General features: G+C 59.1%; 17 protein-coding genes. 8 read left to right on the top strand and 9 right to left on the bottom strand.

Annotated features, from left to right (window positions below; translation table 11 throughout):
* The first annotated feature begins 108 nt into the window (after positions 1–108).
* Entirely contained in the window at positions 109–459 is a 351-nt protein-coding gene (locus tag ELR57_RS09045) for a hypothetical protein (RefSeq protein ID WP_126958712.1), read from the top strand.
* A 43-nt stretch (positions 460–502) separates the two neighbouring features.
* Here ELR57_RS09045 and ELR57_RS09050 read toward each other — a convergent pair whose 3' ends face one another.
* Entirely contained in the window at positions 503–1,282 is a 780-nt protein-coding gene (locus ELR57_RS09050) for a YheC/YheD family protein (protein ID WP_126958713.1), read from the bottom strand.
* A gap of 170 nt (positions 1,283–1,452) precedes the next feature.
* Here ELR57_RS09050 and ELR57_RS09055 point away from each other — a divergent pair, with 170 nt between their 5' ends.
* From ELR57_RS09055 to ELR57_RS09065, 3 genes are read left to right on the top strand one after another with little or no spacing between them, the layout of a single operon-like run.
* Entirely contained in the window at positions 1,453–2,688 is a 1,236-nt protein-coding gene (locus ELR57_RS09055; protein ID WP_238162464.1) for a phenylacetate--CoA ligase family protein, read from the top strand.
* 13 nt (positions 2,689–2,701) lie between these two features.
* Positions 2,702–3,811 (top strand): 2,3-diaminopropionate biosynthesis protein SbnA, encoded by a 1,110-nt coding sequence (gene sbnA / locus ELR57_RS09060; protein ID WP_202866405.1) that lies wholly within the window; start codon positions 2,702–2,704, stop codon positions 3,809–3,811.
* Positions 3,808–4,770 carry a 2,3-diaminopropionate biosynthesis protein SbnB gene (locus ELR57_RS09065; RefSeq protein WP_126958715.1) on the top strand — a complete coding sequence of 321 codons (963 nt, stop codon included), beginning with the start codon at positions 3,808–3,810 and terminating at the stop codon, positions 4,768–4,770. The genes sbnA and ELR57_RS09065 overlap by 4 nt, the downstream gene beginning before the upstream one ends.
* Positions 4,771–4,828: 58 nt before the next feature.
* Here ELR57_RS09065 and ELR57_RS09070 read toward each other — a convergent pair whose 3' ends face one another.
* Positions 4,829–5,689, bottom strand: a complete 861-nt coding sequence (locus ELR57_RS09070; protein ID WP_126958716.1) for an alpha/beta hydrolase family protein — start codon at positions 5,687–5,689, stop codon at positions 4,829–4,831.
* Positions 5,690–6,182: 493 nt separating this feature from the next.
* Here ELR57_RS09070 and ELR57_RS09075 point away from each other — a divergent pair, with 493 nt between their 5' ends.
* The 3 genes from ELR57_RS09075 (at position 6,183) to ELR57_RS09085 (ending at position 9,209) form a co-directional block, all read left to right on the top strand.
* The gene (locus tag ELR57_RS09075; protein WP_238162465.1) at positions 6,183–7,460 is read left to right on the top strand and encodes an EAL domain-containing protein; all 1,278 of its coding nucleotides are present in this window, start codon (positions 6,183–6,185) and stop codon (positions 7,458–7,460) included.
* A gap of 216 nt (positions 7,461–7,676) precedes the next feature.
* Entirely contained in the window at positions 7,677–8,429 is a 753-nt protein-coding gene (locus ELR57_RS09080; RefSeq protein WP_126958717.1) for a 3'-5' exonuclease, read from the top strand.
* 21 nt (positions 8,430–8,450) lie between these two features.
* Entirely contained in the window at positions 8,451–9,209 is a 759-nt protein-coding gene (locus tag ELR57_RS09085) for an exodeoxyribonuclease III (protein WP_126958718.1), read from the top strand.
* Between the two features lie 52 nt (positions 9,210–9,261).
* On the opposite strand, the gene ELR57_RS09090 is transcribed toward ELR57_RS09085, so the two are convergent.
* The 3 genes from ELR57_RS09090 to ELR57_RS09100 all read right to left on the bottom strand — a co-directional run bounded on the left by ELR57_RS09090 (position 9,262) and on the right by ELR57_RS09100 (position 11,307).
* Positions 9,262–10,023 (bottom strand): MerR family transcriptional regulator, encoded by a 762-nt coding sequence (locus ELR57_RS09090; protein ID WP_126958719.1) that lies wholly within the window; start codon positions 10,021–10,023, stop codon positions 9,262–9,264.
* A gap of 87 nt (positions 10,024–10,110) precedes the next feature.
* Entirely contained in the window at positions 10,111–10,674 is a 564-nt protein-coding gene (locus tag ELR57_RS09095; RefSeq protein WP_126958720.1) for a hypothetical protein, read from the bottom strand.
* A 180-nt stretch (positions 10,675–10,854) separates the two neighbouring features.
* Positions 10,855–11,307: an SRPBCC family protein gene (locus tag ELR57_RS09100; protein ID WP_126958721.1), complete on the bottom strand. Its 453-nt coding sequence runs from the start codon at positions 11,305–11,307 to the stop codon at positions 10,855–10,857.
* A 135-nt stretch (positions 11,308–11,442) separates the two neighbouring features.
* Here ELR57_RS09100 and ELR57_RS09105 point away from each other — a divergent pair, with 135 nt between their 5' ends.
* Positions 11,443–12,267: a helix-turn-helix domain-containing protein gene (locus tag ELR57_RS09105; protein WP_126958722.1), complete on the top strand. Its 825-nt coding sequence runs from the start codon at positions 11,443–11,445 to the stop codon at positions 12,265–12,267.
* Between the two features lie 23 nt (positions 12,268–12,290).
* On the opposite strand, the gene opp4C is transcribed toward ELR57_RS09105, so the two are convergent.
* From opp4C to ELR57_RS09125, 4 genes are read right to left on the bottom strand one after another with little or no spacing between them, the layout of a single operon-like run.
* Positions 12,291–13,211 carry an oligopeptide ABC transporter permease gene (gene opp4C, locus ELR57_RS09110; protein ID WP_126958723.1) on the bottom strand — a complete coding sequence of 307 codons (921 nt, stop codon included), beginning with the start codon at positions 13,209–13,211 and terminating at the stop codon, positions 12,291–12,293.
* A complete protein-coding gene (locus ELR57_RS09115; protein ID WP_126958724.1) occupies positions 13,208–14,182 on the bottom strand; it encodes an ABC transporter permease in 975 nt (324 codons plus the stop codon). Before ELR57_RS09115 ends, opp4C begins: the two co-directional genes overlap by 4 nt.
* 21 nt (positions 14,183–14,203) lie before the next feature.
* Positions 14,204–15,202, bottom strand: a complete 999-nt coding sequence (locus ELR57_RS09120) for an ABC transporter ATP-binding protein (RefSeq protein WP_126958725.1) — start codon at positions 15,200–15,202, stop codon at positions 14,204–14,206.
* Entirely contained in the window at positions 15,199–16,200 is a 1,002-nt protein-coding gene (locus tag ELR57_RS09125) for an ABC transporter ATP-binding protein (protein ID WP_126958726.1), read from the bottom strand. Before ELR57_RS09125 ends, ELR57_RS09120 begins: the two co-directional genes overlap by 4 nt.
* Position 16,201 lies beyond the last annotated feature (1 nt).

The raw sequence follows: 16,201 nt of genomic DNA on the forward strand, positions 1-16,201 counted from the left end.
ACCCATGCGACAAGCCGGGCCGGGGCCAAAATGTTCCTTCCTCGCCTTGATATCCCAGTAATTCATAGTATAATACTAGGTAAAGTTTTGACGGAGGGAGAGACGGAGATGGATGCCCTTCATCGGCAAGCGGCCGACGATTGGATAAACGATCATCTGGATTTATACAATCACGCGCTCCAAATCGGCGACTCGGCATGGCAAGAGCAAATCCTGGATACCCTCAATCAGAAGGAAGAAGCGATCCGGCTGCTCGTGAACGTTCTGATCCTTCAGAAGCTCTGGGACCGATTCGATGCGATCAACCGCCTGATGCTGAGTCTTTACGACCTGGCCCGCGAAGACGAGAGCCCCGCAGGCCAGAAACAGCTCTATCGCGCGGTGCGGGAATTAGGGAAACAGCGAGCGGCCGTCACGAGCCAGATCCGGTCGTTAACCTCATCGCCCCCCTTGGAATAGAAACGAACGCCAATGCCTCCCGAGCGGCATTGGCGTTCGTCGTTTATCCTTTCTTCGCCTTGCGGATGGTCAGGTCATAGATTCTTCCGTATCTCTTGCCCAGCTTCACGATTCGCTTGATCATCGATTGGTCGTCCAGCAGCACGAACGGCTTCGCGTCGGGGGCCGTGTTGATCTCCAGGATCCAGCTCCTATTTTGGTTGTCCATGGCGATATCCAACCCCAGCTCGTTAAGCTTGGGATAGACCTTCGCCAACCGTCTGGCGGACAGATGGGCCAACCCCCGGAACTCCCCGAGAATGGCCGCCCCCCTTCGGCTCCCGGCTATTCGGTCGAGCATCGTTCGGGATGGATAGATCGTGCCTCCCTGGCTTCCGTTCGTCACCGCTTTCCCCGGATGCGCTACTCGGGCGAGACTGCCCGTCACTTCCCACTTTCTTTTCTCATTGCGCTGGATCATCACCCGGTAATCGATGGGACGGTTGCCGAGGCGAACCATACGAATCCCTCTCTGAACCAGATACACCCGTTTCTTGCGGTTGTTCTTTATCCACCTAAACGCGCTTTCGAAGGTCGCCAGTTTCTTGCGCACCGTGCCGTAATGAACGAAATACCCTTTGTCCAGCTTCTCCACCTTCATGACGCCGACCCCGCGAGCGCCGATATCCGGCTTCACGTACACCATCCCGTATTTTCCCAGCATCGCCCTTAGCGAAGCTTCGCTCATGATGCGAGTCTCCGGAACGTGGGCCGCCAGCCGCGGAACGCCAACAATACACTGGGTCTTCGCCCATTTGCTTCTGGCACCCGGTTTCGTCCCCATGGAATCCTCCCCTTCACGCGCCTTATTTTGATTACCGTCTCCTTACCATATGGCGATTTCCCCAAGCTGCAAGGGCAAGCACCTAAGGCCGGCCCAGAACCAATAAGCTTTAGGCTCATAAAATGTTAAAAGGCTTGAACAATGTCTCAGTTGGCGGAGGGTATCGAGAATTGGACGCAATTGAGCTTAAGCGCAAGATCCATCAGACGATCCGTACCTTCCCTTGGTACGAGACGGCGATGAAACAGCACGGCTGCCTGAAAGCCGGAGAGGAAGTCCTTACTCTAAGCGATCTGCCCCTCATGACGGCCGAATGGTTGGAGAAGCACTACTATACCCCTCATCAGCCGCTTAGCAGGCATCCGGGGCTTCGCTGCTACCGGACGTCCGGCACGAGCTCCGGCCTGCGCAAAGCCATCTATTATTCCGAGGAAGACGAACTCGCCTACGCGCGAATCAAGAGCCGAATTTTCGGACGATTCCTGGGAGGCTCGAGCGTTCGCACGGCCCTGTCCGATATGGGTACCGGGCATGCCGCGGACACGGCTCCCGAGATCTTCGCCCGCATCGGCCTGCAAGCCGAAGCCATCTCCTTCCGCTTGCCGGTGGAGATGCATCTGGAGAGGCTGCTTTCCATGCGTCCCCATGTCCTGTACACGATGCCGTCCATCCTGGACAGCTTGCTTCAGGCGGCGGACGATCCGACGCGCTTCGGGATTCGCAAAGTGATTCTGGTCGGCGAGGCCGCGGCTCCCTCCTGGATCGCAAGATCGGCCGAACGTCTGGGCATTCGTACGACCGATGTGATGGACACTTACGGTTCCATCGAGATCGGCACGATCGCTTATTTCTCGCATGAACACGGAAGATACTTGATTGCCGAAGGGCTCGAGGCCGAAGGAGTGCGGGATATTCCCATGCCTTCCCGCGGGAATGCCGCTGCATTGGATGAAGATGAGTCCGTCCTGGTCCTCACCGCGACGGTTCGCGAGATGTTCCCCGCCATGCGCTACGTCACTTACGACGTCGTGCGGGATTTCCGCCCTATCCTGGTGGACGGCGTCTGGCGCCAGAGCTTCCAAGCTCTCGTTAGAAGGCTGGGGCCGGAGCTGAAGCACGGGGAGAAGATCAGCGTCTTCGACATCGAGGAAGTCGTCTTCCGCCATATCGGCCAGACCATCGTTCGCGTCGAAGTGGCCGACAACCGGCTCCGCATTCATATCGGGGGCGAGAATCCCGGAGAAGAGAAGCTCCGCGCGATCTCCCAAGACCTGCAGGATCGAATTCCCGAGATCGGGAGAATGGTGCGAAACCGGCTGCTGGAAGAGCTTCAGGTGCTGCGTCTGGAAGAGGGGGCTTCCCTGGAAGGAAGCTCGATCAAACACAAGAAGATCTATTACAATTGAGGTGCATGACGCGGTGGATCTGAACGAAGGCGTACTCGCCACGATAGGCCGAACTCCGTTAGTTCCTCTCAAGAGAATGTTCAAGGATGCTCCTTTTCAGGTATACGGCAAGCTGGAGATGACGAATCCGGGAGGCAGCGCCAAAGACCGTCCGGCTCTCCACATGCTCAAACAAGCGGTCAAACGCGGAGAGGTCGGCCCCGGGACGACGATCATCGAATCCAGCTCCGGCAACCTCGCGGTCAGCCTGGCCCAGATCTGCGGCTGCTTGGGGCTGCCCTTCATCTGCGTGCTGGATTCCCGCACGACGTCCTATCATCTGAGACTGATCCGCAGCCTCGGCGCGCGGGTCGAATGGATCGACAAGCCGGATCCTGAGACCGGGGAATATCTTCCGGCCCGGATCCGGCGGGTAAAGGAGCTGCTCTCCGAGATTCCGGACAGCTACTGGACGAACCAATACGGCAACCCTGACAACTACCTCGCCCATTACGAAACGACGATGCCGGAGATCCGGCAGGCGCTCGGCCAAGTCGATTATCTATTCTGCGGGGTCAGCACCTGCGGCACGATCCGCGGCTGCTCCGAGAGAATCCGCGACGACGGCCTTCCAACGAAGGTGATTGCCGTGGATGCGGTCGGGAGCGTCATTTTCGGCGGCGATGGACGAGCTTCTAGACGGCTGCCCGGACTGGGCGCCGCGATCGTTCCGCAGCAGCTTCGCAGCGAGCTTGTCGACCGGGTCGTCTACGTCGACGATCTTGCCTGCGTCCGCGGATGCCGCGACCTGCTTCGCACGGAATCGATCCTGGCCGGCGCTTCCTCCGGCGGAGTGCTGGAAGCCATCCGGCTCATGCAAGACAAAATCCCAGCAGGCTCCGTATGCGCAGCCATTCTGGTCGACCGGGGCGACCGCTATTGGGACACGGTCTACAGCGATGAATGGGTTGCCTCGCTTGCGGTGCCGACTCGCTCCGTCGCGGGCCCCGGCTTGGACTCGCGCTTGGACTCGCACAGGGATTCGAGCAGGGATTTGAGCTTGGGTTCGAGCTTGGGTTTGAGCAGGGATTCGAGCAGGGGCTTCGGCTCGGGTTCCGGCTCCGGCGGTGAGGCTAAGCCGTGATCCACTTGAACGATCGCCATATCACCCGGATCGGCACTCCTTGGCGCGAGCTGCAGGAACAAGTCGAGGCCGTCCTCCGGCTTCAAGGCACTTCCGAGGTCGTTCAGCCGCTGAAGCCTTACCTTCGATTCCGCGACCCGCGGAACCGCATCATCGCCATGCCCGCCTTCGTCGGAGGAGAGATCGAAGCCAGCGGCATCAAGTGGATCGCGAGCTTCCCCGGCAATCTGGAGCGCGGGCTGCCTCGCGCCCACAACACGCTGATCATGAACGATCCGTCCACCGGCGCCCCGATCGCTTTCATCCGCAGCGACCGGCTAAGCGCCATCCGTACGGCGGCGGTGAGCAGCCTGATGCTGGATGCCTATCTGGAGCGCAGCTCGAAGCCGGATTTCCGTGCCGGAATCATCGGAGCCGGACCGATCGGCATCACGCATCTGCTGATGCTTCATTCGCTCTACGGCGATCGGCTCGAGGAGATTCGGGCCTACGACCTGCGGGGCATCCAGCGGAGCAAGCTGCCGCGGGAGCTGCAGCGCCGGGTCCGAATCTGCTCGGACTGGAGAGAAGTCTACGACCACTCGGATGTCTTCCTTACCTGCACCGCCTCTTCGGCACGCTACATCGATGAGCCTCCTCGTCCCGGCACCTTGCTGCTCAATGTCAGTCTTCGGGATTATCAGCCGGAGAGCGTCAGCGGATTGAAGGCGATCGTGGTCGACGATTGGCGGGAGGTATGCCGGGAGAATACGGATATCGAGCAGCTCCATCTGCTGCACGGCCTGGAAGAGAAGGACGTCTTGACGCTGAAGCAGATCGTCTGGACGCGCGGGCTTGAGGCCTTCCCGCCGGAGGAGCCGGTCTTCTTCAACCCGATGGGAATGGCCGCATTCGACATCGCCCTGGCGGCATTCTACCTTCGGGAGGCGAAGCGCCTAGGGATCGGCAGCCGCCTCTGAATTCGATAACCGCCTCTCATCGACGATGAAGCCCGCCGGCGCCGGCGGGCTTCTCTTCTTAAGCGCGGAACTCCCCTTCCCGGCACTCCTTCAGGAATTGCGCCGTGATGGAGATCGCTTGATCCAGCTCGGTCGACGCCCCCAAGAAAGGATGGGTCGTGTTGAAAGCATGGTCTGCGCCTGCCACGAGGACATGGCGCTGATGAGGCGCCGCATCGCGCAGCTGTCGGCTTCCTCTTAATATTTGCTCCGAATCCCGCTCTCCTTGGACGAACAGAGCCGGAAGCCGCAGCTTGCCCATCTGGTCTAGGATGTGGTAACGCTCCTTATTCCGGTCGAGATCCTCGAACAAGCCGGCACGGATCGGCATTTGGTTGCCCGTTCGCGGATCGTGCACGTAGCCGATGCCCTCGCGCAGCACCTTCTCCCGGAACTCTTCCGGGAACAGGTAGCAGACCGCGTTCCCGTTCCAGGAGACGATGCCCTTCACTTCCGGATGCGCGGCGGCATACAGGTCCGTGGCCGCCGCGCCCCGGCTGAACCCGAGCAAGAAGAGCTCCTCGGGGAGAACGCGGTCGGGGAGAGGCAGCTCGCCCGCCCGCAGCGCGTCGACGATCGCCGACAAGTCGGCCTGCTCCTGGCTGAACGTGTTATAGCCGAACTTCTCCAACTCGTCGTAATCGGTCTCCTTCACGCCGTTAAGCGAGAAGTTAAAGGTGATGACGAGGTAACCGGCGCGTGCGAAGCTCTCCGCCGCATAAGGGATGAACCCCCAATCCTTAAACCCCTTGAAGCCGTGGGCCATGATCAGAACCGGCCTTCTTCCTGAGCCATCCAACGCCCTGACCTCGCCGCGAACGACAAGGTCTTCTCCCAAAGCCAGCTCGAACGGCTCTTTGCGGATGCCATTGTCTTGCATGAGCGATCCCCTCCTCTTGTAATTCAATCTCATGAATTCCGCCGCGAGTCGCTCCCAGAGGGCCGTGTTATTGCGATTTCGGCAATAACGCCACGTCGGTTCGCCCGCCAAGGACCAAGTTATTGCGATTTCGGCAATAACGCCATACCTTAGCGACGTCACTAACGTAATAGACTCGCACCTTCAACACTCGACGAATCCAACGCTATGCGGCGTATGCTACTCTAGCCGTCCAGCTTCGAGGTCCCCCCTGTATCGTGAAACGCTCGTCAACAAACATGACACAACACTCCCGTTATGCAAAACCATTACAGCTATGCTCCTTCGAATACTCGTATCTTAAGCGCAAATTTGTCGAATTCAAAGCGTATTTGCCTCTTTTCGTCGAATTGCACTATGTTTTCACGTCAGAATCCTTTACAATAACAGAAAATGGCCTAAAATTTTGCATTTTCTATTCTATTTATCGATGACAAAGGGGATTAGAGCCACCGTGAACGAACACCCTTCCGCCCACTCGATACCCCTCCCTCCTCCGGAAAATCAACTTGCGGCGTTCTTCCAGCCTATCCTTGCGCTGGACAGCCGCCGAATCATCGGATACGAAGTGCTTGGCCGGCAGCTGGACGGCGATTCCGTTCGCAGCCTCGGTCCTTTCTTCTCGGATCCCAGAGTTCCCGTATCCGAGCAGATTCGAATCGACCGTCTGCTTCGCGAGCAAGCGATCGCCAAGCTAGGCTCCATGGACGAGCCCCCGTCCATCTTCCTTAATCTGAAGCCCTCCTGGATCTACCGGCACTTCAAACAGACCGGGGAGCTGCAGACGCTGCGGATGCTGGAGCGGCACGGCATCGATCCTAGCCGCGTCTGCATCGAGATCACGGAGGAGGAGTTCCGGGGCTCCTTCAAGGAGCTGAACGAGATCATTAACCTTTATCGCGAGCAGGGCTGCCGAATCGCGATCGACGACGTCGGCTCCGACTTCAGCAGCTACGATCGGATCGCCCAGCTTCAACCGCACTTGCTCAAGGTGGATATCCACCTGATGAAGCGAAGCGCTAGCCATAACGGTTATCTCGGCGTCCTTCGCTCGTTCTCCACCCTCGCCGAGCAGATCGGGGCATCCCTGCTGGTCGAAGGAGTCGAGACCCGGCAGGACCTGCAGCGCGCGATTCAGATCGGAGCCCGCTACGTCCAAGGCTACCTCTTCTCTCCGGCGGAACCGGAGTTCCGCGCCGGGAACGAATTTGCCCCGCTGATCGAGGAGGAGCTGGAGGGGCATCGGAAGCTCCTCCACCGGACGGAGCTCTACTGGACGAATCGCGGCAAGGAACTGCTCCGTTCGATTCGCGAGAACCGGATCCGCGAAGAGCTGGAGCCGGCCGAGGAATATCTGAGGATGGAGAGCGAAGGCGAGAGCGCCGTCGGCCAAGCCTCGGACGCGGCGGACGCCATTCTGGAGAAGTGGCGTTCCCAGCTGGATTCCACCTGCTTGAGGGTCTACCTGTGCCTGGATAACGGCACGCAGCTCTCCTCCAACCATGCGCGCATGGCAGACGGCAGTTGGCGGTACGAGCGGGAATACCGCAAGTCGGACTGGAGCTGGCGGCCTTACTTCATTCCTCACCTGTCCCGGATGGATGGCCTCGCGGAATCCAGATTGTCCCCGAAGTACGCCGACCTCAACACGCGGGAGTGGATTCGCACGCTGTCGCTTCCCATCGGGAAGCGTCTTGTCCTGTTTCTGGATATGGAGGAGCCGTCGCTCTGACTGCGCTTCTCCGGACTCTTCTCGGCACCCTACGCACTCTCCGTGCTGTCTGCCGCTTCCCCCGCAACTCTCTTCTCCTTGAACTTCCATAACCCCTCATTCCCTCGCTCGCTTCCCCCTCCCGCCTCCTCCTTTTCCAACTACTCTTGTTCGCTACCCGGGCACACCTTAAATTTGATACAATGAAGGTCATGACGACAAGCGGGGGTTACCGGATTGGACTACATTATTCTGGATATTGAATTCAACGGGCGCAAGTTCGCCAGCGACCTGCCGATGGAGGTCATCGAGCTGGGAGCCGTGCGGCTGGACTCTTCGCTCGCTTACGTCGACGAGTTCTCCTCGATGATCAAGCCTGTCTACTTCCCCAAGCTAAACAGCTTCCTTAAGAAAAAAACGGGCATCGCCCAGGAAGAGATCGACAGCGCGGACGGCTTCACCCAGGTGATCGGCCGGTTCAAGGAATGGCTCGACGCAAGCGAAGAGCGCCTGCTCGTCACTTGGGGCGGCGAGGACATGAAGCGCATCGTCTTCGACACGCGCATGCACAAGCTCGACGACGGCTATTGGATGAATACCGACTACTTCGATCTCCTGAAGGGCTATATTCGCTTCAAGGGCGTGACCAACGACGTAAGCGTCGAGGCTGCGCTCGCGGATCTTGAGATCGACGCTTCGGGCTCCGCCCACCGGGCTCTCGACGATGCCCGCATGACGGCCGAGGTGTTCCGCGCCGTCTTCGAGCAGCTGGACCTGAGCCATAAGCAGCGGTTCAAGGATACGTACTCGAACGCGAAGGAACGGCGCTTCGTGAAGAACGCCATCCGGATGATGAAGGCTCAGAAGCTGGCTCTGACTTGGGAGGTTGCGTTGGAGAAATTCCCCTCCGGCAAGCTCGATACCGAGAACAAGAAGAAGATGGAAGAGCTGCGGGAATACTTCGAGGCCGAGATGAACAAGCAGGACTAGAACGAACTGGGGAGATCTTTTATGCGATTGGTATCTTGGAACGTGAACGGACTGCGCGCTTGCGTCAACAAAGGTTTTCTCGATTACTTCAAGGAGGCGGACGCGGATATTTTCTGCCTTCAAGAGACTAAGCTGCAGGAGGGCCAGATCGAACTGGCGCTCGGCGAGGAATATGCGCAGTATTGGAACTACGCTCAGAAGAAGGGCTACTCGGGCACGGCTATTTTCACCAGGAAGAAGCCGCTCTCCGTCCGTTACGGAATCGAAGAGGACGAGGAGCCGGAAGGCCGCATCATCACGCTTGAGTTCGACCGCTATTATATCGTTACCGTCTATACCCCGAATGCCAAGAGAGACCTGTCGAGGCTGGATTACCGCCTGGAGTGGGAGGAACGGTTCCGCTCCTACCTGCAGAAGCTGGACGAGCATAAGCCGGTCATCGCCTGCGGCGACCTGAACGTGGCCCACAAGGAGATCGACCTGAAGAACTGGCGGGGCAATCGCGGCAACTCCGGGTTTACGGACGAGGAACGGGGGAAAATGACGCTGCTGCTGGAGGCCGGCTTCACCGATACGTTCCGCCATCTGCACCCGGAGCAAGAGGACGCGTATACGTGGTGGTCCAACATGCCGAAGGTGAGAGAACGGAACGTAGGATGGCGCATCGACTACTTCCTCGCCTCCTCCCGGCTGGAGCCTGCGATCTCGGGGGCGGGCATCGACGCCCACGTCCTGGGCAGCGACCATTGCCCGATCTATCTCGAGCTCGCGGACGAATAACAAGAAGAAGGCCAGGAAGCTCCCGATAGGAGTCTCCTGGCCTTCTCGCCGTCTAATTCTGTCCGGTGTAAACAAGAACGGCATCGCGCAGAAATTCGGCCGTTCCCGGCTTTTCCTTGTCGTAATAAGCTCGGAAGCGCTCATCGTCCACATACATCCGGGCGAGTCCGGCATGCGCCTCCTTGCTGTACTCTCCCCAGTAGAAAAGCAGCCACTTCTTGTGAAGCTCCGCCGCCCGCTGCGCTTCGGCTCCGGCCGGATCGCCGGTCTCGTAAGCTTCGGCCAGCACTTCCCGGATCTCCTCCGCCAGCCGGCTCGCTTCCTCGTGCTGCTCCTTCGACATGCCGCCAAGCTTCCGGTAGGATTGCTCCACCGCCTCTTCGCCGTACTTCTCGCGAATCTCCTGGCCGTACTTCTTCTCGTTCTCTTCGATCATTTGCCGCTTGAAGCCCTCGAACCTCATCTGCTCGCTCATCGTCCCTCTCCCTTCCGCCTGCGCGATCGTCCTCTCCACGTTCCGGAGAAGCACGTCGAGCTGGCGCCGTCTGTCGAGAAGCTTCTCGCGATGCTGGTACAGAGCTTTGGTGCCGTCGAAGTCCTTCGCGCTCACGATCCTTCGAATGGTATCCAGATCGACGCCGAGCTCCCGGTAGAAGAGGATGTGCTGCAGAAGCTCCAGCTCCCTCGGGCCGTAGATGCGGTAGCCCGAAGAGCTCAGTCTCGCCGGCTTAAGCAGGCCGATCTCGTCATAATACCGCAGGGTCCTGGTGCTGACTCCCGCCAGCTTCGCAAGCTTCTGTATCGTATGCTCCATCTGATCGCCTCCCGACAAGGTAACGATATACCTTTACGCAACGTCAATGTCAACACCCTCCGAAAGCAGCGCAAGGAGGCAGCCCGTTTAGACTGTCTCCTTGCTCTTGCGAGGCCAAATCGTATAACTGAAGCTGATTAGAAAATCGACAAGAAGAATGATGCTCCACAGTTGAGCGACTTGAGGAAGCTCCTTCGTTCGGCTGTCGTCCCCAACCAGAGCGATCATCCCGTACAGCAGAAGACAGCCGATTCCCCAAGCCAGCAGATGCTTCAGCCAGGCTTGCCGTTCGGCCCGAGCATGCTCCGGTCCGTGCTTCGGCTTCTTCCGCGGAGGCGGTCCCCCGGCGAACCGGTAAGCGAATCTCTCGTCCGCCCAACGAACCATGGAGCGGCCGAACGCGATCGAGACGCCGATGTAGATAGCGGCAAGCCCATGCGCGAAGCCGGCCTCCGCCCCGTCTCGCAGATGGAAGACCGTCGCGATTAGCAGAACAAGATCGATGACCGGAGTGAGGAGCAGGAGAGCCGCTCCCGTCCTTCTCTTCCGAAGGAGATACCGACAAGCCAGCCCTCCCAGGACAAACACCCAGAACGCGATTTCGCAGCCGATAATGAACGCGATAATCGTAAGATTCCCCCTTCGCGGCATAATGATATGCGGCTATTATAATACGCGGGTATAACATGCGGAGTTTCGGCGGGACCGATGAAGCATAAATCAAACAAGGGCTGCTCCGCCCGGCCTCGCCGGCTTCAGGGGCAACCCTTGCTTCGTGAATGGAGAATACGTCTAATTATAACCGAATGAACGTTTGACCTCGTTAACCTTTTACCAGCCGAAATCCATCGTCTTGCCCGTCTCGATCCACGACTTGGCATTGCTTAGAATAATCGCCCAGCTCTCCTTGGTGCTCTCGTAGGAAGGGTGCTGGTCCGGCCACCGGTCGTTAACGACCGTCAGCTTCGTGCATCCGCCGACCTTGTCCAGCGTCATGGTGATCCTCGTCTCCAGCTCGGCATGGTTCTCCCGATAAGAAGGACCGGGATGCTCGAGGAAGCTCATCACGCGGTACGGCTCGAACTCCAGGACCGTCCCGTAGACGTGCACCGTGTTCTCCCCTTCGGCGCCGGGGCCGACATATTCGTATGGGGAACCGACCTCGAAGGTCGAATTCAGCACGGATCCGAAGAAGAGCGCCCGAACGCTCTCCGGTTCGATGAAGGCTCTCCAGACGGCTTCCGGTTCGGCATTGATATAGAACGTGTATTTGAGATCTTCCACTGCTAACGTCCTCCATTCGTTCGTTTAAGGGTGATTTGCCAGCATAACGGTCGGCTGGTATTCTTTACTATAGAATGGACATTCCGGGTTGTATTGTAAAATCGCGACAACTTTACGTTTCGAGGAGGATCCCGAATGAACGAAACCGCGCTGCAGACGAACAGAGGCATCGTTCGAGCCGATGAAGGCTACCGCAACTTCACGCTGGCCCGCTTCGAGCCCGATCCCGCCTTGGCTCATCTCGTCGAGCATTTTTGGCTCGTCCGCTGGGACCTCAGCGGCAAACCGGAGTTCCGGCAGCACATCCTCTCCTACCCTAGCGCGCAGTGGGTGTTCGAGAACGATTGGACCGGAACCAAAGCGTGGCTCTACGGAGTCCCCGAGCCTTCCTATACGCGGCTGTTAAGAGACCGGGGAGAGAGCCTCGGCGTCAAGTTCCGGCCCGGGGGCTTCTATCCCTATTGGAGGCAGGAGCTGTCCAAGCTGACCGGGCAGCGAATAGGCACGCCGGAGGCATTTGGGGCAGAAGCGGCGTCTCTCGAAGAGGGCTTCTGGGAGCTGCCGGACGACGAATCGAGGGCGCGGCGCATCGAGGGCTTCCTGCTGAAGCGGATGCCGGAGAGAGACGAGCAAGCGGAGTTGGCGGATCGAATCGTGCAGTCGGTGATCCATGACCGCGAGATCGTTCGGGTGGAAGAGGTGGCCGAACGCTTCGGACTCAGCGTCCGCTCCCTGCAGAGGCTGTTCAGCCGATGCGTCGGCGTCAGTCCCAAGTGGGTGCTGAAGAGATTCCGGCTGCAGGAAGCGGCCGAGCGGCTGGACCAGGGAGGGGCCGTCAATTGGTCCGAGCTTTCCCTTGCGCTCGGCTACTACGACCAATCCCACTTTATCAAGGATTTCAAGGCGCTGCTCGGTCAGTCGCCCGAAGAATACGCGAAAAAGGCGCAGAACGGGAGGTAATCCCATTCGCGCCTTTTCGTTGTTTATTTGCGGTTCTTCGGGTCCATCGCATCGCGAAGGGCGTCCCCGATGAAGTTGATCGAGAGCACGCACAGAACGATCATGACCCCGGGAGCGACCCAGAGCCACGGCTTGTCGGTCAGCACGGTCAGCGACTGCGCGCTCGCCAGCATGTTGCCCCAGCTTGCCGTCGGCGGCTGAACGCCCAGACCCAGGAAGCTGAGGGCAGCTTCGTCCAGGATGGCGCCCGCCACGCCGGAGGTGGCATAGATCAGAAGCGGCGCGGTCGCATTCGGCAGAATGTGGTTGAACAGGATGCGCGGGGTCTTGTAGCCTAGCGCAACGCTTGCCTTGATATATTCGGTCTGCTTGATCGACAGCACGCTGCCGCGAACGAGCCGCGCCACGCCGGGCCATCCGAGCAATCCGAGGATCAGAATGATGTTCTTGAGTCCCGGACCTACGATGCTGGAGACGACGAGAATAAGCATAATGTACGGAAAAGACATGAACATATCGGTAATCCGCATGATGACTCCGTCGATCCAGCCGCCGAAGTAGCCGGAGATCAGGCCGAGCACGGCGCCGATGATAGCGGAGATAAGAACCGATCCGATCCCGACGGACAAGCTGACCCGCGCCGCGAAGATGATCCGGCTCAGCACGTCCCGTCCGACCTGGTCGGTGCCGAGCAGGTGGCTCCAGGTCGGCCCCTCCCCGAAGGAATCCGTGATGGCGCTGGGGTGATAAGGAGCGATCCAAGGAGCGAAGATGGCGCAGACGGCCATGATTCCGATGACGAAGAGTCCCGCGACAGCCAGCTTGTGCTTCCGGAAGCGGCGCCAGAACGCGCCCTTGGGTTCGCCCTCCCCCTCGGAAGCGATCGCGATCAGATCGGCCTCGGGCTGCTGCCTGACTCCCAGATATCTCTTGAATAGATTCATGACCGTGCCGCTCCCTGGTAACTATGTTTGATTCGCGGATCGACTAGGGCGTAGACGATGTCCGTGAGAAGATTCGCGAAGATAACGACTATCGCGGCCACCAGGTTCAAGCCCATGATGGTGGAGTAGTCCCGGCTCATGATCGAGGACAGGGTCAGCTGCCCGATCCCCGGCCAAGAGAAGATCTGCTCGATGACGACCGCGCCGCCGAACAGAATCGGAATCTCCATCCCGAGAATCGTCACGATAGGGATCAGCGCGTTTCTCATGGCGTGCTTGTTCACGACAAGAACTTCCTTCAAGCCTTTGGCGCGCGCCGTGCGCAAGTAATCCTGCCCGATAATCTCCAGCATGCTCGAGCGTACGTAACGGATCGTACGTCCCGTCACGTTCGCCGTCAGAACGATACATGGCAGAATCAGATGCAGCACCACGTCCTTGAAGCTCCCGCCTTGGCCGAGCTCGGTCATGCCGCTCGTCGGCAGCCAATCGAGCTTAAGCGCGAAGAGATAGACAAGGCCCAGACCTAGAAAGAAGTTCGGGATCGAGATGCCGAGGAAGCTCAGCGTGACAACCGTATAGTCGAGCTTGGAATATTGCCGAACCGCGCTGATGACCCCGAGCGGTATGGCGATCGCCAAGCCCAGGATCAGCGAGATCCCCATGAGCAGCAGCGTCGGCCAGAGATGCTCCCCGATCATCCGCGTGACGGGCTCGTACGTGATCATGGAGTATCCGAGATCCCCATGCAGCACGAGATTCTTCAGCCAATTCCAATATTGCTCGTAAGCCGGCGCATTCAGGCCAAGCTCCATCCTCTTGGCTTCCACCGCTGCCGCAGGCAGCTTCGGATTGACCAGCATGTCGACGGGATTGCCCGGAGCCATCTTCATGATGATGAAGTTGATGACGGTCACCCCGAACAGCACCGGAATGGCGATCAGGATGCGGCGCATGACATAATTATACAACTACAGCACCTCGGATCTTCTTCAATGGGAGAACCAGCAGGCCGATGCATGATCGCCTTCGCCTACCAGAAGCGGCTCTTCTTCGCGGCATTTCGCCTGAGCCATCGGACAACGGGTGTGGAATCGGCATCCGCTCGGCGGATTCACCGGGCTGGGAACGTCGCCTTCCAGCACGATCCGTTCCCGGTCCCGCAGATGGGGGTTCGCGATCGGATACGAATCGAGCAGCGCCCTCGTGTAAGGGTGCTTCGGATTGCGGAAGAGCTCCTTCGTCGGTCCGATCTCCACGACCTTGCCCAGGTACATGACCGCGATCCGGTCGCTGATGTACCGGACGGCGCCAAGACCGTGCGCTATGAATAGATAAGTCAGATTGAATTCCTTCTGCAGCTGCTTGAGCAGATTCAGAACCTGAGCCTGAATCGACACGTCGAGCGCCGATACCGGCTCGTCGCAGACGATCAGCTTCGGCTTCAGAGCAAGCGCGCGGGCAATCCCGATGCGCTGCCTCTGGCCGCCGGAGAACTCGTGGGGATACCGCGACTTGCTGGTCTTCGGAAGCCCGACGATGTCCAGCAGCCGGTCCACCTCCGAGACGACCTTGTCCGAAGGAACGACGCGGTGAACCTTCACGGCCTCGGCCAACAGGCTTCCGATCGTCTTGCGGGGATTCAGCGAGGAATAGGGATCCTGGAAGACGATCTGCACCTCGGAATGAAGCTTGATCATCTCGCTGCCGGACAGCTTGGAGATATCGGCTCCCTCGAACAGGATTCGCCCGTCGGTCGGCCGCTCCAGGCCGACGATCGATCGCCCGATCGTCGACTTCCCGCAGCCCGATTCCCCGACCAAGCCCAGCGTCTCCCCCGGCACGATGTTCAGGCTGACTCCGTCGACAGCCTTCACGTACTCCGCGGTTCGGTTCAGCAGGCCTTTGCGAATCGGATAATACTTCTTCAGTTGATCCAGCACGAGAAGAGGCGTCTGTGAAGGGGCCGAACGGGTTATCGCTTCGCTCATCTCGCCTTCCCCTCCTCGTAATGAATCGTAGCCGCTTCGATCTCCCAGCAGCGCGACGTATGTCCGTCCTGCGTCCGAATGAGCGGCGGAAGCTCCGTCCGGCACTTCTCGGTCGCGAACGCGCAGCGATTGTGGAAGCGGCAAGCCTGCATCTTGTGGTACCTGGCCGGCACCGTTCCCGGGATCGCTGCCAGCTCGTCCTGGTCGTCCGCTTCCAGATGCGGAACGGAACGGAGCAGGCCCTGCGTATAGGGATGCTGCGGATGATCGAACAGCGTGAAGACGTCCGCTTCTTCGACGATCTGTCCAGCATACATGACCAGCACGCGATCGGCCATCTCAGCTACAACACCCAGATCATGCGTAATCAGAATGATCGCCGTGCCCGCTTCCGCGCACAGGTCCTTCATGATTCGCATTATCTGGGCTTGTACGGTAACATCCAGCGCGGTCGTCGGCTCATCCGCGATCAGAACCGTCGGCTTGCAGGCGAGCGCCATCGCGATCATGACCCGCTGCCTCATTCCGCCGGAGAGGGCGAACGGATACTCGTCCATGATCTGCTCCGGCCGAGGCAGGCCAACCTTCTTCAGCATCTCCACGGCATGAGCTCTCGCTTGTTTCTTATCCTTGTTCAGATGAAGTCGAATCGCTTCCATCAGCTGATGGCCGATCGTGAAGACCGGATTCAGCGACGTCATCGGCTCTTGGAAGATCATCGAGATCCGATTCCCGCGAATGTCCCTCATCTTCTTCTCGTCTAATTCCAGAATGTTAACGCCATTCAGCCGTATCTCGCCATCGCTGACGCGGCTGCCCTTCCCGAGCAGCCGCATGATGGATAACGCCGTTACGCTCTTGCCGGAGCCGGATTCCCCTACGATCGCAAGAGTCTCGCCGGCCTTAAGCTCGAAGCTGACGCGATCGACGCTCACAACCTGCCCCTGATCCGTGTCGAACGACGTTCGGAGATCTTTGACGGCCAATAAGCTCTCCATC

The sequence above is a fragment of the Cohnella sp. AR92 genome (assembly GCF_003990975.1).
Classification (GTDB): Bacteria; Bacillota; Bacilli; order Paenibacillales; family Paenibacillaceae; genus Cohnella.